The 23,028-nt window shown below is 56.3% G+C and carries 20 protein-coding genes; 15 read left to right on the top strand and 5 right to left on the bottom strand.

The window, feature by feature from the left end; genetic code table 11:
• Positions 1-26: 26 nt before the first annotated feature.
• The 3 genes from RY075_RS00370 to RY075_RS00360 are packed head-to-tail and all read left to right on the top strand — an operon-like array spanning position 27 to position 4,307.
• The gene (locus RY075_RS00370) at positions 27-719 is read left to right on the top strand and encodes a molecular chaperone (protein WP_059294787.1); all 693 of its coding nucleotides are present in this window, start codon (positions 27-29) and stop codon (positions 717-719) included.
• A gap of 15 nt (positions 720-734) precedes the next feature.
• Positions 735-3,227 (top strand): fimbria/pilus outer membrane usher protein, encoded by a 2,493-nt coding sequence (locus RY075_RS00365; protein WP_338627976.1) that lies wholly within the window; start codon positions 735-737, stop codon positions 3,225-3,227.
• Between the two features lie 15 nt (positions 3,228-3,242).
• Positions 3,243-4,307, top strand: coding sequence for a fimbrial protein (locus tag RY075_RS00360; RefSeq protein ID WP_022650114.1), 1,065 nt, complete (start codon positions 3,243-3,245; stop codon positions 4,305-4,307).
• Between the two features lie 6 nt (positions 4,308-4,313).
• On the opposite strand, the gene RY075_RS00355 is transcribed toward RY075_RS00360, so the two are convergent.
• Positions 4,314-4,949, bottom strand: a complete 636-nt coding sequence (locus RY075_RS00355; protein WP_015570092.1) for a LuxR C-terminal-related transcriptional regulator — start codon at positions 4,947-4,949, stop codon at positions 4,314-4,316.
• 570 nt (positions 4,950-5,519) lie between these two features.
• Between RY075_RS00355 and RY075_RS00350 the strand changes: the two genes are divergently transcribed.
• Together RY075_RS00350 and RY075_RS00345 are read left to right on the top strand one after the other, a co-directional pair.
• Positions 5,520-6,140 carry a LuxR C-terminal-related transcriptional regulator gene (locus tag RY075_RS00350; RefSeq protein ID WP_015570093.1) on the top strand — a complete coding sequence of 207 codons (621 nt, stop codon included), beginning with the start codon at positions 5,520-5,522 and terminating at the stop codon, positions 6,138-6,140.
• Positions 6,141-6,216: 76 nt separating this feature from the next.
• A complete protein-coding gene (locus RY075_RS00345) occupies positions 6,217-6,897 on the top strand; it encodes an EAL domain-containing protein (RefSeq protein ID WP_023315105.1) in 681 nt (226 codons plus the stop codon).
• A 33-nt stretch (positions 6,898-6,930) separates the two neighbouring features.
• Here RY075_RS00345 and nlpA read toward each other — a convergent pair whose 3' ends face one another.
• Positions 6,931-7,719, bottom strand: a complete 789-nt coding sequence (nlpA, locus tag RY075_RS00340) for a lipoprotein NlpA (RefSeq protein ID WP_032608161.1) — start codon at positions 7,717-7,719, stop codon at positions 6,931-6,933.
• 241 nt (positions 7,720-7,960) lie between these two features.
• Positions 7,961-9,445 carry an MDR family MFS transporter gene (locus tag RY075_RS00335; protein WP_022650110.1) on the bottom strand — a complete coding sequence of 495 codons (1,485 nt, stop codon included), beginning with the start codon at positions 9,443-9,445 and terminating at the stop codon, positions 7,961-7,963.
• Between the two features lie 93 nt (positions 9,446-9,538).
• Between RY075_RS00335 and RY075_RS00330 the strand changes: the two genes are divergently transcribed.
• Complete coding sequence (locus tag RY075_RS00330) at positions 9,539-10,186, top strand: TetR/AcrR family transcriptional regulator (RefSeq protein WP_017383663.1); 648 nt, start codon at positions 9,539-9,541, stop codon at positions 10,184-10,186.
• On the opposite strand, the gene RY075_RS00325 is transcribed toward RY075_RS00330, so the two are convergent.
• Positions 10,183-10,602 carry a GNAT family N-acetyltransferase gene (locus RY075_RS00325; protein ID WP_050870988.1) on the bottom strand — a complete coding sequence of 140 codons (420 nt, stop codon included), beginning with the start codon at positions 10,600-10,602 and terminating at the stop codon, positions 10,183-10,185. The two genes, RY075_RS00330 and RY075_RS00325, sit on opposite strands and share 4 nt — an antisense overlap.
• A gap of 185 nt (positions 10,603-10,787) precedes the next feature.
• Between RY075_RS00325 and RY075_RS00320 the strand changes: the two genes are divergently transcribed.
• The 6 genes from RY075_RS00320 (at position 10,788) to RY075_RS00295 (ending at position 18,686) form a co-directional block, all read left to right on the top strand.
• Complete coding sequence (locus RY075_RS00320; RefSeq protein ID WP_022646570.1) at positions 10,788-11,357, top strand: TetR/AcrR family transcriptional regulator; 570 nt, start codon at positions 10,788-10,790, stop codon at positions 11,355-11,357.
• Positions 11,358-11,504: 147 nt separating this feature from the next.
• Positions 11,505-12,626, top strand: a complete 1,122-nt coding sequence (locus tag RY075_RS00315) for an efflux RND transporter periplasmic adaptor subunit (protein WP_023315101.1) — start codon at positions 11,505-11,507, stop codon at positions 12,624-12,626.
• Entirely contained in the window at positions 12,626-15,736 is a 3,111-nt protein-coding gene (locus tag RY075_RS00310) for an efflux RND transporter permease subunit (protein WP_063869067.1), read from the top strand. Before RY075_RS00315 ends, RY075_RS00310 begins: the two co-directional genes overlap by 1 nt.
• Positions 15,736-17,100, top strand: a complete 1,365-nt coding sequence (locus tag RY075_RS00305) for a TolC family protein (protein ID WP_023323933.1) — start codon at positions 15,736-15,738, stop codon at positions 17,098-17,100. Before RY075_RS00310 ends, RY075_RS00305 begins: the two co-directional genes overlap by 1 nt.
• A 49-nt stretch (positions 17,101-17,149) precedes the next feature.
• The gene (locus tag RY075_RS00300) at positions 17,150-18,307 is read left to right on the top strand and encodes a multidrug effflux MFS transporter (protein WP_338627975.1); all 1,158 of its coding nucleotides are present in this window, start codon (positions 17,150-17,152) and stop codon (positions 18,305-18,307) included.
• Positions 18,308-18,389: 82 nt separating this feature from the next.
• On the top strand, positions 18,390-18,686 hold the full coding sequence (locus RY075_RS00295) for a YicS family protein (protein ID WP_003861030.1): 297 nt from the start codon (positions 18,390-18,392) through the stop codon (positions 18,684-18,686).
• A 48-nt stretch (positions 18,687-18,734) separates the two neighbouring features.
• Here the strand turns inward: RY075_RS00295 and RY075_RS00290 are convergent, their stop codons facing one another.
• A complete protein-coding gene (locus RY075_RS00290) occupies positions 18,735-19,685 on the bottom strand; it encodes a LacI family DNA-binding transcriptional regulator (protein WP_003861033.1) in 951 nt (316 codons plus the stop codon).
• 293 nt (positions 19,686-19,978) lie between these two features.
• On the opposite strand from RY075_RS00290, the gene RY075_RS00285 reads away from it, so the two are divergent.
• From RY075_RS00285 to RY075_RS00275, 3 genes are read left to right on the top strand one after another with little or no spacing between them, the layout of a single operon-like run.
• Positions 19,979-20,293: a PTS sugar transporter subunit IIB gene (locus RY075_RS00285; RefSeq protein ID WP_003861034.1), complete on the top strand. Its 315-nt coding sequence runs from the start codon at positions 19,979-19,981 to the stop codon at positions 20,291-20,293.
• An 11-nt stretch (positions 20,294-20,304) separates the two neighbouring features.
• Positions 20,305-21,633: a PTS cellobiose transporter subunit IIC gene (locus RY075_RS00280; protein WP_003861036.1), complete on the top strand. Its 1,329-nt coding sequence runs from the start codon at positions 20,305-20,307 to the stop codon at positions 21,631-21,633.
• A 17-nt stretch (positions 21,634-21,650) separates the two neighbouring features.
• Positions 21,651-23,027: a glycoside hydrolase family 1 protein gene (locus RY075_RS00275; RefSeq protein WP_022650104.1), complete on the top strand. Its 1,377-nt coding sequence runs from the start codon at positions 21,651-21,653 to the stop codon at positions 23,025-23,027.
• Position 23,028: the final 1 nt, after the last annotated feature.

The following is a 23,028-nucleotide window of genomic DNA, read 5'->3' as shown; positions in this document are numbered from 1 at the left end:
CAGAGCCTGTATTTAAGGTTGCAATCATGCGCAAGGCAATTTTGCTGGCAGGTTTACTGCTAAGCACCGGTCACTCGTGGGCCAATATTGTCATTAATGGCACCCGTGTCCTTTATCCTGAAAATAACAAAGAGGTGATCGTCCAGTTAATGAATACGGGCGATGCGCCCGCTCTGGTGCAATCCTGGATAGATGACGGTGATATTAATTCCACGCCGGAAACAGCCAATGTGCCGTTTTTGCTGTCGCCGCCAGTGATAAAGGTTAACGAACATAATGGCCAACAGCTTCGTATTAAAAAGCTGCCGTCCAGCTTGCCTGTGGATCGCGAATCCGTCTTTTTCCTGAATGTTCTCGACATTCCGCCCAGACCTGAAAATCTGCAAAATCAGAATACCGTTCAGCTGGCGATTAAATCCCGTATCAAACTTTTTTACCGGCCCGCTGCGCTGAAAGGCACGCTGGATGACGCGGTGGCGAAACTGACGCTCGCCGCCGAAGGCGATCGCTTTCGCATTACAAATAACAGTCCGTTCCATATTACGGTCGCCAATATTTCGCTGGGTAAAACGAAATTGCTCCAGGAGTCCCCTATGGTTTCCCCGTTTGGGCAGCTGACGGTCGCCGCAAAAAATACGGTTAAGCGCGGACAGACCTTCCAGCTGATGTATGTGGACGATCTTGGCGCGTATAAAACCCGGACTTTCACCAGTCAGTGATCGGAAAGACTCACCATGAAAATGAAACAAAACAGACTCTGTCTGCTGGCAGTCTGCACGCTTCTGCTTTCGCATAAATCAGGGGCCGTCTCGTTTGATCCCTCCCTGCTTGCTGGCGCATCCGGTGAGTCCGATCTGTCTCGCTTTTCCGAAAACAACGCCATGCCTGCCGGCAGTCAGGAGATGGATATCTACGTAAACGGCAGCTGGAAGGGACGTTATACCGTCATCTACGGCGAGCAGCGTGACGACATCCGCATTGCCTGGAAAGATGCCCGGTCGCTTGGCATCAACGCCACGTCCGTGCCTGCGCCCGCCATTGCGCACGGGCAGGTTCAGCTGCGCGATCTGGTTCAGGGCGGTGAAGTCAAAACCGATACCAGCACCCTGAGTCTGGCGCTTACCGTTCCGCAGGCGGCCGTGCTGCGTACTGAAGAAGGTTACATTGCCCCCCAGTTCTGGGACGAGGGGATACCGGCGCTGATGCTCTCGTGGAACACGACCTGGTACAACACCCGCGCGAAAGGCGCTGCGAAAGACACAAATGATGATTTTTATGCCGGGCTGGATTCCGGCGCCAACCTGTTCGGCTGGCAGTTTCGCGACAGCAGCGCCTGGCGGAAAACGGCCAGCGGAGAGAGTAGCTGGCAGAATAATACCCGCTACCTGCGCCGTCCCCTGGCCTCGCTGAAATCCAACCTGACGCTGGGTGACTTTTATATTCCTGGCGATCTGTTTGATTCCCTGCGCGTGCGCGGCGTGTCGCTGGCGTCGGACATGAAGATGCGCCCAAATTCACAGCAGGGTTTTTCACCGGTGGTTCACGGCGTGGCACGGACGAACGCCCTGGTGAAAGTTATCCAGAATGGCAACGTGATCTATCAGGAGAATGTGCCGCCGGGCCAGTTTACCCTCGACAGCATTCAGCCTACCGGCTCCGCGGGCGATTTGCTGGTGGTGGTGCGTGAAGCGGACGGTTCACAGCAGTCCTTCACGGTGCCGTTTTCCGCCGTACCCGGGATGCTAAAAGAAGGGGTGAGTCAGTACAGCGTGGTGGCGGGTAAAGTGCATCAGAACACGCTCGATGCCGAACCCGCATTCATGCAGGCCACGCTGCGCTACGGGTTTAATAACCTCATCACCGGGTATACCGGGACGATTATTAGCGATAACTACCAGGCCGGGCTTGTCGGTACCGGGTGGAACCTTCCCTTTGGCGCGGTCTCGTTTGATGTCACCCACGCCAAAACCACCCTACAGGATCGCACCAGCAGCGGTCAGAGTTATCGCGTGTCGTACAGCAAATTTATCGATACCACCGCCACCAACTTCACCCTGGCGGCCTATCGCTATTCCACTAAAGGCTATTACAGCTTCAGCGACGCGCTCTATTCGCGCGAAGGGTATCAGCGCCTGAGAGCGCAGTACGACGACTATGAAGATCGGTTTGGCGTTGCGCCCGACATGTCGCTAAGCACCTGGGACGCCATGCGCGCGGCGCAGCCCAAGAATACCTTTACGCTTAACCTTAATCAGCGCCTGCTCAATAACTGGGGCACGGTGTTTGTCTCCGGCACACAGCGCGATTACTGGAACTCACAGCAAACCACGCGCGAATACCAGATGGGCTATTCCAACGCCATCGGCCGCGCCAGCTATACCCTGTCGGCCAGCCGGGTACGGAACAGGGACAGTGAAGAAGAGACGCGCCTTTACCTCTCCCTCAGCCTGCCGTTCTCGCTGTTTGATAATAATGCGTGGATCACCTCCAGCCTGACGGCCAGCGATTCGCATTACGAGCAGAGCAATATCAGCATGAGCGGGAACGCGCTGGCGTCGAACCGACTGAGCTACACCCTCTCCGGCAGTAATGCGCGGGGGGGGAAAAATGCGGCAAGCGTTAACGCCGCGTACCGTTCGAACTTCGCGACACTCGGTGGCTCTTACAGCGAATCCTCCGACTACCGCCAGACCGGGCTCAGCGGACGCGGCAGCCTGGTGGCCTACCCGTGGCACGTTCTCGCCTCAAACGAAACCGGCACAACCATGACTATCGTCGATGCGCCAAAGGCGGAGGGGCTGATGGTGAACGGCGATGAAAGCATTATGACGAACCGCGATGGCGTGGCGCTGGTGCCTTACGCCACCCCGTATCGCAAAAACGCCATTACGTTAACTGAAACGGAAAACAGCGCTGGCGCGGAGGTGATCGGCAATATGGCTAACGTGGCTCCTTACGACGGGGCGGTGAGCTATATCCGCTTTGAAACCGACAAGCGCCAGTCATGGGTACTTCATGCGACGCGCGCCGACGGCAAACCGCTGCCCTTTGGCACCGAAGTGCTGGATGAACATGGTGAATCTGTCGGGTATGTCGGACAGGCCAGCGTACTGTATATCCGTGCTGAACAGCCGCCACGCGCGCTCAACGTGCATCTCCGCGGCGGAAAGTGCGAAATCTCCTCCCCGGCCTGGGGGCTGAACAGCCCCTCATCGGTTTGCCATTAATTACGGATTATCAAAATGTTACGATCATTCATGTTCCTGCTCCTCACCAGCGTTAGCGGGATGAGCTATGCCACCTGCTCCGGCAGCAGCATCGTTTATGGCACACCGATTACCATTGATTTATCGGATAAGCTGAGCCCGGCCACGCCCACATGGACCGGCAGCTTCACCACCCAGTACAGCGGCTCGTTCAACTGTACGACGGGTAATAGCGAATTTTCTTACACGCCGATCCTCTCGACCGACAGCAAATACGCGACCATCCTCGGATTCAGCAACAACAAGTATATGGTGCGGGCGGAGATCACCAATCCCCCGGCCAATAAAACCCTGTCTGCCAGCGGTAGCCATACGGCGTCTGAGCTGAATACACCGTTTACGGTTCGCTTCACCCTCGTTAACCAGAGCGGCACCACCCTGACGGGGGATACGGCGAACATGAGCGACGTTCTGTTCGTCAGCGACATGAGCGGGTTATCTATCTGGGAAATCATCACCTGGCCAATCAATCAGGTCATCAAGATAGCGCAGTGGTTATTCAGCGGGTTCAAGTGGCCTTACGACAACCGCGATATGTTTGGTCAGCCGATGATCATCAAATACGCGCCAAAACTGACTACCTGTTCCTTTGATAATGCGGGGCTGACCGTGGCGCTGCCGACGCTCGGCATTCCCCAGCTCAGTGCATCCTCACAGCCGGGGCTGACGCCTTTTTCACTGAACATGAGCTGTCAGAACGTCGGGGTTAATGGCAATTCCGATCGGGCAATTGAGATGTTTCTGTCCAGCACGCAGCTGCTTTCGACCGACAGCTCGGTGCTGATCGACAGCAGCAGTAGCGCGGCGCAGGGCGTGGGGCTCCGCCTGATAAAACGTGACGCCCCGCAAACGCCGGTGACCTTCTCTACCTCGACCACCAGCCGTGGCAACGCCACAATGATCTTCAGCGTGGCGGCTGGCGCGGCGCTGGACGAACATTTCACCCTTCCGATGGCGGCGTACTATTACGTGTGGGCACCCGCCCAGGTGAGCCAGGGTAAGATCAATACATCGGCTACGCTGAATATTATCTACCCCTGATGTGGACTATTCCTCCATCTTTCCAACCGCCTGCACATACTTAATCAGTTCGCTGTGGTTGGAAAGATTCAGCTTTTTCATCGCATTATGCTTCTGCGTCGCAATAGTACTGACCGAACGGTTTCGATGACGGGCAATCTCCGTCGTTGAAAATCCTTCCACAATAAGATGAAGCACCTCCCACTCTCTGGCCGAGAGGATGGAGCGCGCCCGGGAGCCGGACCGCATTACCCGCCTGAGCCACGAAGAGATCGACGGTTTTTGCCCGTCCGCCATGAGCAACGCGGGTAATTCCTTTTTCAGTTCAGTCAATTCATCCTGCTGACTGATGGTTAATTCAAATTTCATCTCCAGAACTTTTTTTAACAGCCCGTAAGGCAGCTCGGGCACCAACAGAACACGCCTGACGTGATGGGTTTTACATAAAGATGTAAAACGGCTGCTGACCTCCGCACTCCACTCTTTATGATTAAGCAGATAATTAAATTCAGTGAAGAAAACATCCACGTTATTATCCGCCACCGCCGCCAGCGCCTGTTCTGTGGAATCGACCTGAGTAATGTTCAGTACGTAATCGGGTAAAAGATCCTGGAGCGCCCGGAATATTATCTCTTTAAATATATTTATTTTGTAAAACACCATTACCCTTACGATACGTTCAGTATTATTCATGTCTTTTCTAAATTCTCGTGACCGGAGGAAAATGATAATAGTTTATGTACTCACCACTCACAACCTCTTCGCGCCAGGATTTTATCCTTCTCAGGCTTAAAAATCTGAACAAGGACATTAAATTCATAGAAAAAATTCTATTTTATTCTGCACGCCGTTTCCCCTCGCAGATAAAGCCCTGTCGATAACCCTGCCACGATCACAATTTTTCTTACAGAAACAGCAGTAACTCACTGAAAAGGCGGTGGATTAACCCCATTAATCAACCTTCTGATGCTTATTATCCGCTCATTTACAGAATAAAAATCTGGCATGAATATTATTAGAAGATTAAAACAATTGCATATACCATTAAAACCCTTTTTCAATTTTATCTTCCTCTAATAATTGGCATCAGCTTTACTCGACGGTTTGTATTGGCTTACATTGATGCCATCGCATCGCGTTATATAAAAAAGTGCTCGCTATTCTTTTAATAAGAGAGTGCGAACCGCCATTTTCTCTTATATGGACTGTTTACTCAGCGAAAGGAGAATGCCAATGCAAAATAAAAAAACAATTCACGTTGCCGTTGTTGACAGCTGCGAATTCACGATGATTGGCCTGCAATCGCTTGGAAAGCGTGAGCCTGATGAAAAACACGACGTTATTTTCCATGGGTTTACCCATATCGAAGAACTTGCTATGAGTGAACAACTCTTTGATATCATCATTTATGATCCGTTGAATACGCGTCATTTCCGGGTGACGACAAATGACGACATTCTCTGCATTAAACAGAAACAAGTGACGGCGAAGATCTATATCTATTCGTTATCCGCCGGCTATTTGAAATTCAAACATGTCGATGGGGTCATCAGCAAAAGAGTCTCCCTGGGGGATATCAAAGCGCTGTGGCAAATACTGATGAGCCAGACGCCGCAAGAGTCTGGCCGTTACAACGTAGGCATGACGACCCGCTTACGCACCCCGGCGAGGCTGTCCAGCGAGGAGGCCAGCGTATTGCGCGGCTATTCCTGTAATCTCAAAACCAAGCAAATCGCCCGTCAGCTGGGGTGTAACGTCAGGCTGGTTTACTTTTATAAGAACAACGCCATGAACAAGCTTAAAGCCGTGCGTGGCCCCTCGTTTTACCAGAGCATTCGCTGGATCCTGAATTAAGAATTTGACCGTGTGTCGTTTGCCTTTTGTTCCCGTGTCCGCGGGAACCTTTTTTTCATTTTCTGAAGGCTGTTCCATGTATACCGTTCTTCCCTCTCCCCTGTTGCAACGTATCTCAGGGCTGCGCTTCCAGCCGCTTGTCGATCTTCATTCGGGCCAGGTGTTCGCGCATGAAGTGCTTGTGGAGATCCGTAACGTCAATCTTGAGGTGCTGTTTGCCTCGCTGCCCTCGCGCAGCGCGCTGCAAATCTTCTTCTGGCAGGCCAACACTCTCTTACAGATACCCGCCCGGGACGGTTACTGGCTAAACCTTCCGGCAGAGCACCTTCTCGACGAACGCGCTATCCGGTTGTTGCTGGCGTTACGCCATCAGCAGCGGTTAACGATTGAAATTCAGGATCCCCTGACCATCACACGGCTGAGCGAGGCTGAGCAACGTCATCTTCATGCCACGCTTGTTCGGTTAAAAGAGGCGGGATGGCAAATCTGGCTGGACGATTTAACCCGGGAGTTGGCGGAGGCGTTCGCGCGGCTTGCGCTACCGCTGGATGGGGTAAAAATTGACCGTTCAGCACTGCGCGAGCGCGCGCCGCTTGCCCCGTTTGTGCAGGAGGTCAGGACAGGTATCGCGCAATCAATTCTTATCGAAGGCATCGAAAACTCGCGGGATCTGGCGCGCGCCCGCACGTCCGGCGCACAGTCTGGCCAGGGTTTTCTGTGGCCCGAAAGCCGAACCGATGCCCGCGTAACGCTTTGACGGCCAGCGGAGCGCTGGCCTTTTTACCGGGGCTTACCAGCCCGGCACCGCGCCACCGTTAAAAAGGGTCTCTGCCGCTTTCGCCACTTCCGGCGACTGATAGGACTGGATAAATTCCTTCACGTTTTCAGCGTCTTTGTTGTCTTCACGCGTGACCACAATATTCACATAGGGTGAGTTTTTGTCTTCAATAAAGACGCTGTCGTGTACCGGAGACAGCCCCGTTTGCTGGAGATAGGTGGTACTGATGATGGCCACATCCACTTTCGGATCGTCCAGCACGCGCGGCAGCTGCGCCCCTTCCAGCTCCATAATCTGTAAGTTTTTCGGGTTCGCGGTAATATCCAGCGCCGTTGGCAGCAGGCCAACATCCGGTTTAAGGGTAATCAGCTTCTCTTTTTGCAGCAGCAACAGCGCGCGGCCAAGGTTGGTGGGATCGTTTGGAATCGCAATGGTTGCGCCGTCCTTCAGCTCAGAGACCGATTTAATCTTTCGGGAGTAACCCGCCATCGGGAAGACGAAGGTATTGGCCACGGCGACCAGCTTGTAATTGTGCGCCTTGTTATCTTCTGCAAGGAAAGGGCGATGCTGGAAGACGTTGGCGTCCAGTTCGCCCTGGTTGGTGGCATCGTTGGGTAGCAGCGAGCCGCTAAAGCCCACCAGCTCAACATCCAGACCGTATTTCTCCTTTGCCACCTTTTTGGCGACTTCCGCCACGTCCTGCTCAGCGCCATTGATTACGCCGACTTTAATGTGTCTGGCATCATTGCCGCCCTGGTCACAGCCCGCGAGCAGCAGGCCAGTCAGGAGAAGCACACCCATTCGAAGTTTCACGAGACAGTTCCTTTTGAAAGTCGTTTTGAAGACTATATCGACAACGAGACGGCAGGCTAAAAAACGAAAAGGAATCAGTAAGACGGTTAAGTTATATGCGGCCTGTTGCCGGGTGGCGCTGCGCTTACCCGGCCTACGTGACGGGGGAAGTGTAGGCCCGGTAAGCGTAGCGCCACCGGGCGATGGGCATCAGGCTACGGTAGTCCAGGCGCAAGCAGAACCGCTAACCTCACGCCTGCCGACGCAGCGGCGCTTCGCGCAAAAACCACGACAGCACAAACGCCAGCACCATAATCCCCGCCGCCAGCATGAACACCGCATGGATCGCCGAGCCGAACGCATCCAGATAGTCCAGACGCAGGGCATCAGGCAGATGGTGTATGGCAACGGGATTAAGTTCACGCGGCAGTTCCGCCCCTTCAGGCAGCCTGTCGATCAGACCTGATTGCAGAATATGGGTGAACACCGCGCCAAACAGCGCAACGCCAATCGCCCCGCCAATGGAGCGGAACAGCGTCACCCCAGACGTCGCGACGCCGTATTGATCGGCTGACACGCTGTTTTGCACCGCCAGCACCAGCACCTGCATCACCAGTCCCAGCCCCATGCCCAGCACGCCGGTAAACAGGTAAAGCTGCCAGGTTGGAGAGGTGATTGAAATGCGCGTCAGTAACATCATCCCCACCACGCCGAGCAGCGTGCCGAGGATCGGGAACAGACGATATTTCCCGGTACGGCTGATGATGCGCCCGCTGATGATGGAGGTGAGCAACAGCCCCCCCATCAGGGGGATGAGCTGCAAACCGGCCTGCGTCGGCGTGGCGTCTTTTACCACCTGTAAATAGAGCGGCAGGAAAGTGACGGAGCCAAACAGCGACATGCCGATAATAAAACCGATCAGGCTACAGAGCAGGAAGCTGCGGTCGCGGAAGAGCGACAGCGGGATAATCGGCTCCCACGCCAGCCGCTCTTCGTAGATAAACCCGGCGATCCCCGTCAGGCCGAAGGCCAGAATGCACCACAGCTGCGGGTCGCTCCATTGGCGGATCGTCCCCCCCTCGGTGGTAAACAGAATGATGCACAGCAACGCCATGCTGAGGTAAATCGCCCCCAGGTAATCAATCTCATGCTTGCTGCGCCGCGCGCTGCCGTGGAAAACCGCGCCAATCACCAGCAGCGCAAACAGCCCCAGCGGCAGGTTGATGTAGAAAATCCAGCGCCAGGATGCGTGCTGAACGATAAACCCGCCGATCAGCGGCCCTATCACCGTCGCCAGGCCAAACACGCCGCCAAACAGCCCCTGATAGCGACCCCGATCGGCAGGCGGGATCACGTCCGCCACGGCAGCCATGCTGATCACCATCAGACCCCCGCCCCCCAGCCCTTGCAGGGCGCGCATCAGCACCAGCTGGGTCATGTTCTGCGCCAGACCGCACAGCGCGGACCCTACAAGGAACAGCACAATCGCGATTTGCAGAACGATTTTTCGGCCAAACAGATCGCCGAATTTGCCGTACAGCGGCACCACGATGGTCGAACTGAGGATATAGGCCGTTACCACCCACGAGAGCTTATCCAGCCCGCCCAGCTCACCGACGATGGTCGGCAGCGCGGTGGAGACAATGGTCTGATCCAGCGCCGAGAGCAGCATCACCAGCAGGAGTGCGCTGAACAGCAGCTTAATCGACGGCGCCTTTTTCGCAGGTTGAGTCATTACGTCGGACTCCATAAGACATCACTTGAAATTAATTAATCGTATAATTAATATTTGTGGAAGTGATGAATAAGATCAAGAGATACGGTGACCATGCCAGCACAAAAGGACAATTCTGAACCCCGCCGCCCCGGTCGGCCACGCGGCGGCAAGCGCGTTACCGCCAGCCGTGAACAGCTGCTGGACATCGCCCTGAACCTCTTTTCCCGCCAGGGGATCGCCAATACGTCGTTGAACGCCATCGCCCGCGAAGCAGGCGTGACGCCCGCCATGCTGCACTACTACTTCAACTCCAGAGAACAGTTACTGGATGCGATGATTGAGGAGCGCTTCCTGCCGTTACGCGAGCGGATCGGGGCGATTTTCGCCGACAACCGGGATTCGCCGGTGGATGCCCTGACGGAAATGGTCAGGGTGCTGGCCGAACTGGCGGAAAAGTATCGCTGGTTTGCCCCGCTGTGGATGCAGGAGGTGATTGGCGAGATGCCGGTACTGCGCACCCATTTGCAGGCACGCTTTGGCGATGAGAAATATCACACCACGCTGGCAACCATCAAAGGCTGGCAGCAGGAAGGAAAGCTGAATCCGGCGCTGGCCCCCGAACTGCTGTTCACTACGCTGCTGAGCCTGGTGCTGGTGCCGTTCTCCCGCATGCGCAATGACGAGAGGCTTAGCGCCCTCTCGCCGGAGATCGTGGTGCGCCACGTGTTAGCCGTGATAGGCACCGGGATCGGCGGTTAAAGATTTTTGGACAGATAGTGTCTCTGCATTCCCTGATAAGGGTAATCCTGCAAGGACATCTGCACCTGATAACCCTGTTTTTCATAGAACGGACGCGCCTGGAAGCTGACCGTATCCACCAGCACGTGACGACAGCCTTTGCGACGGGCCTCCTCTTCAGCCGTTTTGATAAGCTGGCTTCCCACACCCGTACCCCGCACGCTGTCACTGACCCACAGATAGTCGATGTTCAGCCAGTCGCCTTTCCGTACGCCGATTAACCCGCCCAGCATGACGCCATTGTCGTCTCGCATATATACGCCAATATCGCCACTAAACGTCGCCAGATCTAAATACTGCGCGTTATAGGCTCTTAGCCCCGTTAATAATTCTTCTTTTTCTTCAGCCGTGACTTTATCTGTAATGCTCAGGTGCATAAATCTCTCCTTATTTTCAGCGCAATCTGAATATCTCACAGCTTAACCTTCATAAAAACTCCTTATTTCCTCCATTGTTTAAACAAGGAAATATTCATTCAATATGTAAATAAAAAAAACCTTTCCAATAGGCTCCGAAAACGTATAATGAGAACGATCATTCTCACTTTTTACGGTAGCCGACGATGAGCACAAAGCTGGAAGAACGACAAAAACTACGGCAGGACGAAATCATCACCGCCGCGCGCCGCTGCTTTCGCGCCAGTGGATTTCACGCTGCCAGCATGTCGCAGATCGCCAGCGAAGCCAGGCTCAGCGTCGGACAAATCTATCGCTATTTCAGTAACAAAGACGCGATCATTGAAGAGATGATCCGGCGCATTATCGACTCACGTATTGAGGAGATGCAGGGCAAAACCCTGGTTGAAGGGATGCCGCAGGCGCTTGCCTGGCGCCAGACGCTTAACGAAGATGATGACGCGCTAATGCTCGAAATGTCCGCAGAGGCCACGCGCAATCCGCTGGTGGCAAACATGCTGATCGAAGCCGAAGCCCGCATGTTCGCCAACGCTTGTGAGCACCTTAAAAAGCAGTTCCCCCACCTGAGCGATGAGCATATTCGCTGCTGCGTGGAGATTACCGCTGTGATGATCGAAGGCACGATTTACCGTCGACTCACGCCTTTAAAAGTACCGTCAGAACAATTAGAGCCCATATACCAGAATATTTTAAATATGCTTTTCTCTGCGAAGTAATCGCATGTGAATAATTAGCGGAAATAATTAATTTCCCTTTTTTCATTTCTGGCTCTGCCAGAGATGCGGGATCGCTGTGCTTTTAATTAGCCCTCCTCCCTGTTAAGCGATTAACAGGGCAGGCTTCGTTCACCCTGGAAAAAGATTATGAAAACCATAACAACCTCCATCGCAGCATTACTCCTCCTGACAGGGTGCGATAATGCGCAAACATCTGCTCCTCAACGTCCTCTTCCGGAAGTGGGGATTGTCACACTCATGAGCCAGCCGGTGTCCGTCGTTAGCGAGCTGACCGGCCGCACCGCCGCCGCGATGAGCGCCGAAGTGCGCCCTCAGGTGGGCGGCATTATTCAGAAACGGCTCTTCACCGAAGGCGATACGGTCAAGGCCGGGCAGGCGCTGTATCAGATCGATCCTTCCAGCTACCGCGCCGCTTATAATGAAGCTGCCGCCGCACTGAAACAGGCGCAGGCGCTGGTGCAGGCCGACTGCCAGAAAGCCCGACGCTATGCGCAGCTGGTGAAGGACGACGGCGTATCACGTCAGGATGCGGAAGACGCGAAGTCCACCTGCGCGCAGGACAAGGCCAGCGTCGAGTCAAAGAAAGCCGCGCTGGAAAGCGCCCGCATTAACCTCAACTGGACCACCGTCACCGCGCCGATTGCCGGACGTATCGGCATCTCCTCTGTGACCCCCGGCGCGCTGGTGACCGCCCAGCAGGATACCGCGCTGGCCACCATTCGCGGGCTGGACAGTATGTACGTCGATTTAACCCGTTCCAGCGCCGATCTGCTGCGTTTACGCAAGCAAACCCTCGCCAGCAACAGCGATACGCTGAACGTGTCGTTGATCCTCGAAGACGGCAGCAGCTACAGCGAAAAAGGCCATCTGGCGTTAACCGAAGTGGCGGTGGATGAGTCTACCGGCTCAGTTACCCTGCGCGCCGTCTTCCCGAACCCGCAGCATCAGCTTCTGCCGGGCATGTTCGTCCGCGCCAGAGTGGATGAAGGCATCATGAATGACGCGATCCTCGCCCCGCAGCAGGGCATCACTCGCGACGCCAAAGGCACCGCCACCGCGCTGGTGGTGAACGCCAGCAACAAGGTCGAACAGCGTCAGCTGGAGACGGGTGATACTTACGGCGACAAATGGCTGGTGCTGAGCGGTTTGAAGGCTGGCGATAAGCTGATTGTGGAAGGCACCGACAAAGTCACCGCCGGGCAGGAAGTGAAAGCTGAAGAGATGAAAACCAACGGAGGAAACGCCTGATGTTTTCCCGTTTCTTCGTGCGTCGCCCGGTCTTTGCCTGGGTTATCGCCATTCTCATCATGCTCGCCGGGATACTGGCGATCCGCACGCTGCCCGTTGCGCAGTACCCGGACGTTGCCCCGCCGTCGATCAAAATATCCGCCACCTACACCGGCGCCTCCGCACAAACGCTGGAGAACAGCGTGACGCAGGTGATCGAGCAGCAGCTCACCGGGCTGGATAACCTGCTCTACTTCACCTCCACCAGCAGCTCGGACGGGTCGGTGAGCATTAACGTCACGTTTGAACAGGGAACCGATCCGGACACCGCTCAGGTACAGGTGCAGAATAAAGTCCAGCAGGCAGAATCGCGCCTGCCGACCGAGGTGCAGCAGTCCGGGATCACCGTCGAAAAATCCCAGAGCAACTTCCTGCTGATCATGGGCGTATATGACAAAACCGACACCGCCAGCAGCTCGGATATCGCCGACTGGCTGGTGAGTAATATGCAGGATCCGCTGGCGCGCGTGGATGGCGTCGGTAGCCTACAGGTGTTCGGTGCAGAATACGCGATGCGCATCTGGCTCGACCCGGCGAAGCTGGCGTCGTACTCGCTGATGCCCTCCGACGTGCAGAGCGCGATTGAAGCGCAGAACGTGCAGGTTTCCGCCGGTAAAATCGGCGCGCTGCCCTCGTCGAACGCCCAACAGCTGACCGCCACCGTCCGCGCTCAGTCGCGTCTGCAAACGGTCGATGAGTTCAAAAAGATCATCGTCAAGAGCCAGTCCAACGGTGCGGTGGTGCGCATCAGCGACGTCGCGCGCGTGGAGATGGGCAGCGAAGATTACACCGCCACCGCGAAGCTGAACGGCCACCCGGCGGCGGGTATGGCGGTGATGCTCTCACCGGGCGCCAACGCGCTTAACACCGCCACGGCGGTAAAAGATAAGATCGCCGAGTTCAAAAAGTCGATGCCGGAAGGCTACGACGTGGCCTACCCGAAAGACAGCACCGAGTTCATCAAGATCTCCGTTGAGGACGTGATTCAGACCCTGTTCGAAGCCATTATCCTCGTGGTGGTGGTGATGTACCTGTTCCTGCAAAACATCCGTGCGACGCTGATCCCGGCGCTGGCGGTGCCGGTGGTGCTGCTGGGCACCTTCGGCGTGCTGGCGCTGTTCGGTTACTCCATCAACACCCTGACGCTATTTGCGATGGTGCTGGCGATAGGGCTTTTGGTGGATGACGCCATCGTGGTGGTGGAAAACGTCGAGCGTATTATGCGCGACGAAGGGCTGCCCGCCCGGGAAGCGACCGAAAAATCGATGGGCGAAATTTCCGGCGCGCTGATCGCCATTGCGCTGGTGCTCTCTGCGGTATTCCTGCCGATGGCCTTCTTCGGCGGCTCTACCGGGGTCATTTACCGCCAGTTCTCGGTCACCATTATTTCGGCGATGTTCCTCTCCGTGGTGGTGGCGCTGACCCTGACGCCCGCGCTGTGCGGCACGATCCTGAATCACACCGCTCCGCACAAAAAGGGCTTCTTCGGCGCGTTTAACCGCTTCTACAGTAAGACCGAGCACGGCTATCAGAACAAGGTGCTGCGCGCCCTGCGCCGTTCCGGTGGCATGCTGGTGATCTACGCCCTGCTCTGCGGCGCGATGGGGTTCGCCATGCTAAAACTGCCGGGCAGCTTCCTGCCAACCGAAGACCAGGGTGAAATCATGGTGCAGTACACCCTGCCTGCCGGCGCAACCGCGGTGCGTACCGCCGAGGTAAGCCGCCAGGTACGCGAGTGGTTCCTCACCAAAGAGAAAGCCAACACCAACGTGATCTTCACCATTGAAGGCTTCAGCTTCAGCGGCAGCGGCCAGAACGCCGGGATGGCGTTCGTCTCCCTGAAAAACTGGTCAGAGCGCAAAGGCGATGAGAATACCGCCCAGGCCATTGCCCTGCGCGCCACGCAGGAGCTGAGCACCATTCGGGATGCCACAATTTTCGCCATGACGCCCCCGGCGGTGGATGGTTTAGGCCAGAGCAACGGCTTTACCTTTGAGCTGATGGCCAGCGGCGGCACCGACCGCGACGCGCTGCTGAAACTGCGTAACCAGCTGATTGGCGAAGCCAACCAGGACAACTCGCTGCACGCCGTGCGCGCCAACGATCTGCCGCAGATGCCGCAGCTTCAGGTGGATATCGATAACAACAAAGCCGTGTCGCTGGGGCTGTCCCTGAGCGACGTCACCGACACCCTCTCCAGCGCCTGGGGCGGGACCTACGTGAACGACTTTATCGATCGCGGCCGCGTGAAAAAGGTCTACATCCAGGGCGACAGCGACTATCGCGCCGTGCCGTCGGATCTCAACAAGTGGTATGTGCGCGGCAGCGACAGCACCATGACACCGTTCTCCGCCTTCGCCACCACCCGCTGGGAGTACGGCCCGGAAAGCCTGGTGCGCTACAACGGCTCGGCGGCGTATGAGATTCAGGGCGAAAACGCCAGTGGCGCCAGCTCCGGCACGGCGATGAGCAAAATGGAGCAGTTGGCAAACAGCCTGCCGTCCGGCAGCACATGGGCGTGGAGCGGTTTGTCGTTGCAGGAAAAACTGGCGAGCGGCCAGGCGATGAGCCTTTATGCCCTCTCGATCCTGGTGGTGTTCCTGTGCCTGGCAGCGCTGTATGAGAGCTGGTCAGTACCGATTTCGGTCATCATGGTGATCCCGCTAGGGGTGCTGGGCGCGGCGGTTGCCGCCTCCCTGCGCGGCCTGAACAACGACGTCTATTTCCAGGTGGCGCTGCTGACCACCATCGGTCTGTCGTCGAAGAACGCCATTCTGATTGTCGAGTTTGCCGAAGCCAAAGTGGCCGAAGGCTACTCCCTGACGCGCGCCGCCCTGCGGGCCGCCCAGACGCGTCTGCGTCCGATCATCATGACCTCGCTGGCGTTTATCGCAGGCGTGACGCCGCTGGCGATTGCCACCGGCGCCGGGGCCAACAGCCGCGTGGCGATCGGTACCGGTATTATCGGCGGGACGCTGGCCGCGACGCTGCTGGCCATCTTCTTTGTTCCTTTATTCTTTGTACTGGTGAAACGTCTGTTCTCCGGTAAGCACGCAAACCGGAGGTCATAATGTTTCGTGTAACCGTATTAACGTTAGCGCTGCTGAGCGCGGGCTGTGTGTCATTAGATCCCACGTATCAGCGCCCGGACGCCCCCGTCCCGACGACGTTGCCGGGCGCCCATGGCGAAGCCAACGCCGTGGTGAGCCAGTGGCAGCAGGTGATGAATGATGCGCGGTTGAAAAGCGTGGTGACGATGGCGCTCAACAGCAACCGCGACGTGCAAAAAGCGATTGCGGATATCGACGCCGCCCGTGCCCAGTATGGCGAAACGCGCTCGTCCCTGTTCCCGACGGTGGACGCGGAACTGAGCCACACCCGCAGCCGCACGCTGGCGAGCGGTGTCGCGACAAGTGACGAAGCCAACGGCGCGGTCTCCAGCTTCGAACTGGATCTGTTTGGCCGCAACCAGAGCCTGTCGCGTGCCGCGCGTGAAACCTGGCTTGCCAGCGAATTCACCGCGCAGAACACGCGCCTGACGATGGTCAGCGAGCTGACCACGGCCTGGGTGACGCTGGCGGCGGATAACAGCAATCTGGCGCTGGCGAAGTCCACCCTGGAGAGCGCCGCAAACTCACTCAAGATTGTGAAGCGCCAGCAGGAAGTAGGCGTGGCAGCGGCAACGGACGTCAGTGAAGCGATGGCGGTTTACCAGCAGGCGCGCGCCAGCGTGGCGAGCTACCAGACGCTGGTGATGCAGGACAAAAACGCTCTCAACCTGCTGGCGGGCGATACGGTGCCCGAGAACCTGCTACCCGGCACGCTGGAGAGCCTGAGCGACAACGCCATCACGCTGATCCCGGCGGGCGTTAGCTCCAGCGCGCTGCTGCGTCGTCCGGACATTCAGGAGGCGGAACACAACCTGCTGAGCGCCAACGCCAACATCGGCGCGGCGCGCGCCAACTTCTTCCCGACCATCTCGCTCACCGCCAGCGCGGGCGTCGGCAGCGATTCGCTGTCGTCCCTGTTCAGCCACGGGATGAAGGTCTGGTCGTTTGCCCCTTCCATCACCCTGCCGCTGTTCAGCGGCGGCAACAATATGGCGCAGCTGCGCTATGCGGAAGCCGAGAAAAAAGGGTTAATTGCGACCTATGAGAAAACCATCCAGAGCGCGTTCAAGGACGTGGCCGACGCGCTGGCCCGGCGCGAAACGTTGAGTGAACAGCTTGATGCCCAGCGTGAATACGTGGCGGCGGAGCAAAAAACGCTGGATGTGGCGACGCGCAGTTACAAGGCTGGCGCGGGCGATTATCTGACGGTGCTCACCGCGCAGCGGTCGCTGTGGTCGGCGCAGGAATCACTGATTGCCTTGCAGCAAACCGACCTGGAAAACCGCATCACGCTGTGGCAATCGCTGGGCGGCGGGATTCAGTAACATCACTGCCGGGCGGCGCAACGTTGCCCGGCCATCAGAGTAAATACCTATGGCAAAAGTCTCTTCTTCTTTCGCGGCCATCCTTGGCCTGCTGACGGCGATCGGGCCGCTGTGTTCCGATTTTTATCTTCCGGCGCTGCCGGAGATCGCCACCCAGCTCAACACCTCCACAACGCTGACGCAGCTTTCTCTTACCTCGGCGCTGATTGGCCTGGGGCTGGGACAACTCTTTTTCGGCCCGCTAAGCGATCGCATCGGACGTAAAACGCCGCTGCTGTTCTCACTTTTGCTGTTTGTACTGGCTTCAGTGCTTTGCGCCAGCACGCAGAATATTTACGCCCTGATCGGCTGGCGATTTGTGCAGGGCGTTGCCGGGGCGGGCGGCTCCGTACTTGCCCGCTCCATCGCCCGCGATAACTATCATGGCACGATGCTAACGCAGTTTTTTGCCCTACTGATGACGGTCAACGGCATCGCGCCCGTGGTGTCCCCGGTACTCGGTGGCTATATCGCGTCGCATTTCGACTGGCGGATGCTGTTCTGGGTAATGGCAGGGGCGGGTCTGGCGCTGCTGATCGCCAGCCAGCTTTTTATCCGCGAGTCCCTAACAGAGAAACAGGGCAGGGGATCGCTGACGCAAACCGCCAGGACGGTACTTAAAAATCGTCGCTTTATGCGCTACTGCCTGATCCAGGCCTTCATGCTGGCGGGGCTGTTCGCCTATATCGGGGCATCCTCCTTTGTGATGCAAAACGAGTATGGCCTGAGCGCCATGCAGTTCAGCCTGCTGTTCGGTGTGAACGGTATCGGCCTGATCGTCTCAGCGCTGATTTTCTCCCGTCTGGCACGCCGCCATCTGGCGGAAAGATTGATGCGAACAGGCCTCGTTCTGGCGTTGTCCTGCGCGGGGCTGACATTGCTCTTTGCGTGGATGCAGCTTTCCGTTCCGGCACTGGTTGCACTCTTTTTCACCGTCGCATTTAACAGCGGGATCAGCACCATTGCGGGTTCAGAAGCGATGAGCGCAGTCGACACGAAGGAGTCCGGCACAGCGTCAGCCATTCTGGGCATGCTGATGTTTTTATTCGGCGGGATCGCAGCGCCTCTCGCGGGTATCGGCGGAGAAACGATGCTGAAAATGAGTCTCGCGGTGTTAGTAAGCTATGGCATTGCACTGGCGATCGGATCCCGCACACAGAATGCGTAAATTCATACTTTTGGCTTGAATCGCGTTGATGAATGTAACGATATATTTCAGGGGAAGCATGTGACTTTCAAAGGAGGTTTCGATGAAATCTGCACACCTGGTTTGCCTGCTCGTTTGCCTGATTTTCGCTGCGTTTGTTCACGCGCAGGAGAAGAGCGCTCCGGAGAAAGAGGCCCAGATAAAACAGCAGGTCCTGAAAGATGTAAAGAAAACCTGTACCCCGCAGAAAAAGCAGAGCGATAAGGCCTGGCAGGCGATGATTTTGTCGTCTGAGGCCAATCAGCTGCTGATCAAAAACGCCATCACCGCCGTGAAGCGTGACAACCTGGACGCCTACTGGGATGCAGTCAGTCAGGTGGATTGTATGGAAGATTACTGAGGGTTGAGCGCCGGGTGGCGCCGCGCTTACCCGGCCTACATTACACGTTTAACGCTTCCGCACATCCGGAATAATTAAATCCCCGCGCAGCACGTAGGACCCCAGCATCTGCGTTTTCTCTGTCAGCCAACTCACGATACGCGCCGCCATGGCGTCCATGGAATACTCAATGGCCGGGATCACTGGGATACCCGGCAGATGCAGCGAACCGCCGAGGCTAAAGACCATGATGTCTTCCGGTACCGATTTATTAAACGCCTGTAACTGCGGGATCACCCGCTGGGCTTCCTGCTCATCCGCCACCAGCAGCGCGTTGAAGTTCAGCGTGGACGCGTTGTTGAGTAATTCCTGAAGCGCAACGGACGATGAAGTTGCGTCCATAAACACGAGGTTGCGATTAAAGGGCAGGAAGTTTTTCTCCAGCGCATGTTTGTAACCCAACAGCACCTGATCGGCAAAGCCGCTGCCGTGCGGGTGGATGAGCGCTATCTGGCGACGCCCCTGGCTGGTGAGATAGTTGCAGGCCGTTTCAGCCGCGAACGCGTGATCGAACTGAATGCTGTTGGCGTTATCGGCTTCCATACAGTCGACCAGAATCACGTTGTCCATGTCCACGTCCAGCGGGAAACGCGCGCCAATCACCAGAATGTCATCACATAAGCCGCAGGAGAGTTCTTCAAGGGCGTTCATCACTTCTGTTTTCGTGTGTGCGAAACGCAGCAGCAGATGTTTTTGATGCTGGCTGAGGTGTTTTTCCAGCGCGTACAGGTAACCGGTGGTCTGGTTAATGTTTTCCTGCGCGCAAATCACCCCAATGCAGCCCGTCGACTGGCTGAGCAGCGACTGGGCGATCACGTTGGGACGATAGTTCAGCTCGTCCACCGCTTTCAGAACAGCCTGGCGGCTGGCTTCTTTAACGCCACGCGACCCGCTCAACACCCGTGATACCGTGGCTTTGGACACCCCGGCCAGACGCGATACATCGTTGATTGTAGACATCTCTCTCCCCTGTCAGACGCAACTGGCGTCTGTAATTTCCATCACCGCTACGGCTCACATTATAGCCAGAACGGAGTATATCCGTTTCCGTTTTCCATGGAAACCGATTTTCCGCTTCCACTCAATTTGATGCCAAAACAGCCAAATTATGTGACCCACATCCGGTTAATTAGCCTCATAAGTAATGGATCTTGATGGTTGTCACACTTCTGTCTTTTATAAATGGAAACCGGTTTCCGTATCATGTCCAATCATCCTCGCAATAACTTTTTACATTTTGAGGATGGTTGTCGATGTTCAAGATTATGCTGTGCTGCTCTGCCGGGATGTCCACCAGCCTGCTGGTCAGCAAAATGATCGATGTAGCAAAAGAACGGGGCTTACCCGTGAAGATAGATGCGTATGGCGTATCCGAATTTGATACGCAGTTTCCGCACTATCAGGTGGTGCTTCTCGGACCGCAAGTGAAATACATGTTAAAGACACTCTCAGACAAGGCAGCGACGCAAGGCATTCCGGTGCAGCCCATCGACATGATGGATTACGGCATGCAGCGTGGCGATAAAGTACTGGACTATGCTCTGTCGCTTATCGAAGCGGCACACTAAAAGGTGTTCACATGAGTTCGTTATATCAATCTATGGTCGCGGTCATTGAGCAATCAATTACCCCGCTGGCCGCGAAGCTGGGTCAGCAAAAGTATGTGATTGCCATCCGCGACGGCTTTACCGCCGCGCTGCCGTTTATGATCATCGGCTCGTTTATGCTGGTGTTTATCTTCCCGCCGTTTTCGGCGGATACCACCAACAGCTTCGCCCGCGGCTGGCTGGATTTCTCCGAGACCTACCGCGAACAGCTGATGCTGCCCTTTAACCTCAGCATGGGCGTGATGACCTTCTTCATCTCGGTGGGGATTGGGGCGAGCCTGGGGCGTCAGTTTAACCTCGATCCGGTGATGTCCGGCCTGCTGGCCTTTATGGCCTTCCTGCTGGTCGCAGCACCCTATGCCGATGGCAAAATTTCGACCCAGTATCTCTCCGGCCAGGGGATCTTCACTGCGCTTATCACCGCGATCTACTCCACCCGCGTGTACGCGTGGCTGAAGCAGAACAACGTCACCATCCGCCTGCCGAAAGAGGTGCCGACCGGCGTGGCGCGTTCGTTTGAGATCCTGATCCCGGTGATGGTGGTGATCGGGACGCTGCACCCGCTGAACCTGTTCATTGAAGCGCAGACCGGCATGATTATCCCGCAGGCGATCATGCACCTGCTGGAGCCGCTGGTCTCGGCGTCTGACTCCCTGCCCGCGATTCTGCTCTCCGTGCTGCTGTGCCAGATCTTCTGGTTCGCGGGTATCCACGGGTCGCTGATTGTCACCGGCATCATGAACCCGTTCTGGATGGCGAACCTCTCTGCAAACCAGGCGGCACTGGCGGCGGGCGCGGCGCTGCCGCACGTTTATCTGCAAGGTTTCTGGGATCACTACCTGCTGATTGGCGGCGTAGGCTCGACCCTGCCGCTGGCGTTCCTCCTGCTGCGTAGCCGCGTTACCCATCTGCGCACCATCGGCAAAATGGGCGTTGTGCCAAGCTTCTTTAACATCAACGAACCGATTCTGTTCGGCGCGCCGATCATCATGAACCCGATGCTGTTTATCCCGTTCGTGTTCGTTCCGCTGGTCAACGCCTGCCTGGCGTACGGCGCAACTAAACTCGGCTGGCTGGCTCAGGTGGTTTCGTTAACCCCGTGGACCACGCCCGCGCCGATTGGCGCCTCGTGGGCGGCGAACTGGGCGCTGAGCCCGGTGGTGATGTGCCTCGTCTGCATGGTGATGTCGGCGCTGATGTACCTGCCGTTCCTGCGCGCCTATGAGCGTACGCTGATTAAAAACGAAGAGCAGAAAGCCCAGGCTGCAACCGTGGGTGCCGCTGAAGCCACAAGCAATTAAGTCAAAGAGGAAGGGTCATGAAATACGCATTTCCCGATAACTTCTGGTGGGGCAGCGCAAGCTCCGCTCTCCAGACGGAAGGGACACGAGAGGGTGAAACCACGTGGGACTACTGGTTTGCCCGCGAGCCGAACCGTTTTCACAACGGCGTGGGGCCGCAGCACACCTCCACGTTTTATCAGCACTGGAAAACGGACATTCAGCTGTTAAAGCAGCTGAACCACAACAGCTTTCGCACCTCGATTAGCTGGGCGCGCCTGATCCCCGACGGTATCGGTGAAGTGAACCCGGACGCGGTCGATTTTTACAATCAGGTTATTGATGAGCTGAATGAACAGGGCATCACGCCGTTTATCACCCTGTTCCATTTCGACATGCCGATGGCGATGCAGGAAATTGGCGGCTGGGAAAACCGTGACGTAGTGGACGCTTACGCCCGCTATGCGCAGATATGCTTCGAGCTGTTCGGGGACCGCGTGCTGCACTGGTTTACCTTCAACGAGCCGATTGTTCCGGTGGAAGGCGGTTATCTGTACGACTTCCACTATCCGAACGTGGTGGATTTTCGTCGGGCGGCCACCGTGGCGTATCACACGGTGCTGGCCCATGCGAAGGCGGTTCAGGCCTACCGCGCCGGGCACTACGCGGGTGAGATCGGCATCGTGCTGAACCTGACGCCGTCTTACCCGCGCTCCCGGAACCCGGCAGACGTGAAGGCAGCGCACATTGCGGATTTAATGTTTAACCGTAGCTTCCTCGACCCGGTGCTGCGCGGGGAGTATCCGGCCGACCTGGTGGCATTGCTGAAATCTTACGATCAGCTGCCCGCCTGCAAGCCGGAAGACGGCTTCCTGATTGCGGAAGGGAAAATCGACCTGCTCGGCATTAACTACTATCAGCCGCGTCGCGTGAAGTGTCGCGACAGCGCGGTGAACCCGCAGGCGCCGTTTATGCCGGAGTGGTTCTTTGATAATTACGAGATGCCGGGCCGCAAGATGAATCCGTACCGCGGCTGGGAAATCTACGCGCCGGGTATTTACGATATTCTGGTTAACCTGCGCGACCATTACGGCAACCCCCGCTGCTTTATTTCGGAAAACGGCATGGGTGTCGAAAATGAGCAGCGCTTTATTGAAAACGGCCAGATTAACGATCAATACCGCATTGATTTTATTTCTGAGCATTTATCGTGGCTGCACAAAGGTATTAGCGAAGGCTGCAATTGCCTTGGCTACCATATGTGGACGTTTATTGATAACTGGTCGTGGTGTAATGCGTATAAAAACCGCTACGGTTTTATTCAGCTCGATGTAGAGACGCAGCAGCGCACCATTAAAAAAAGCGGAGAGTGGTTTGCCGCCACCGCCTTAAATAATAGTTTTGATAAAGAGTAAA

This window comes from Enterobacter sp. JJBC (assembly GCF_036936505.1).
In the GTDB taxonomy this organism is placed as follows: domain Bacteria; phylum Pseudomonadota; class Gammaproteobacteria; order Enterobacterales; family Enterobacteriaceae; genus Enterobacter; species Enterobacter hormaechei_C.
The sequence above is the reverse complement of the archived record's forward strand: the minus strand, read 5'-3'. Positions and strand labels throughout refer to the sequence as shown.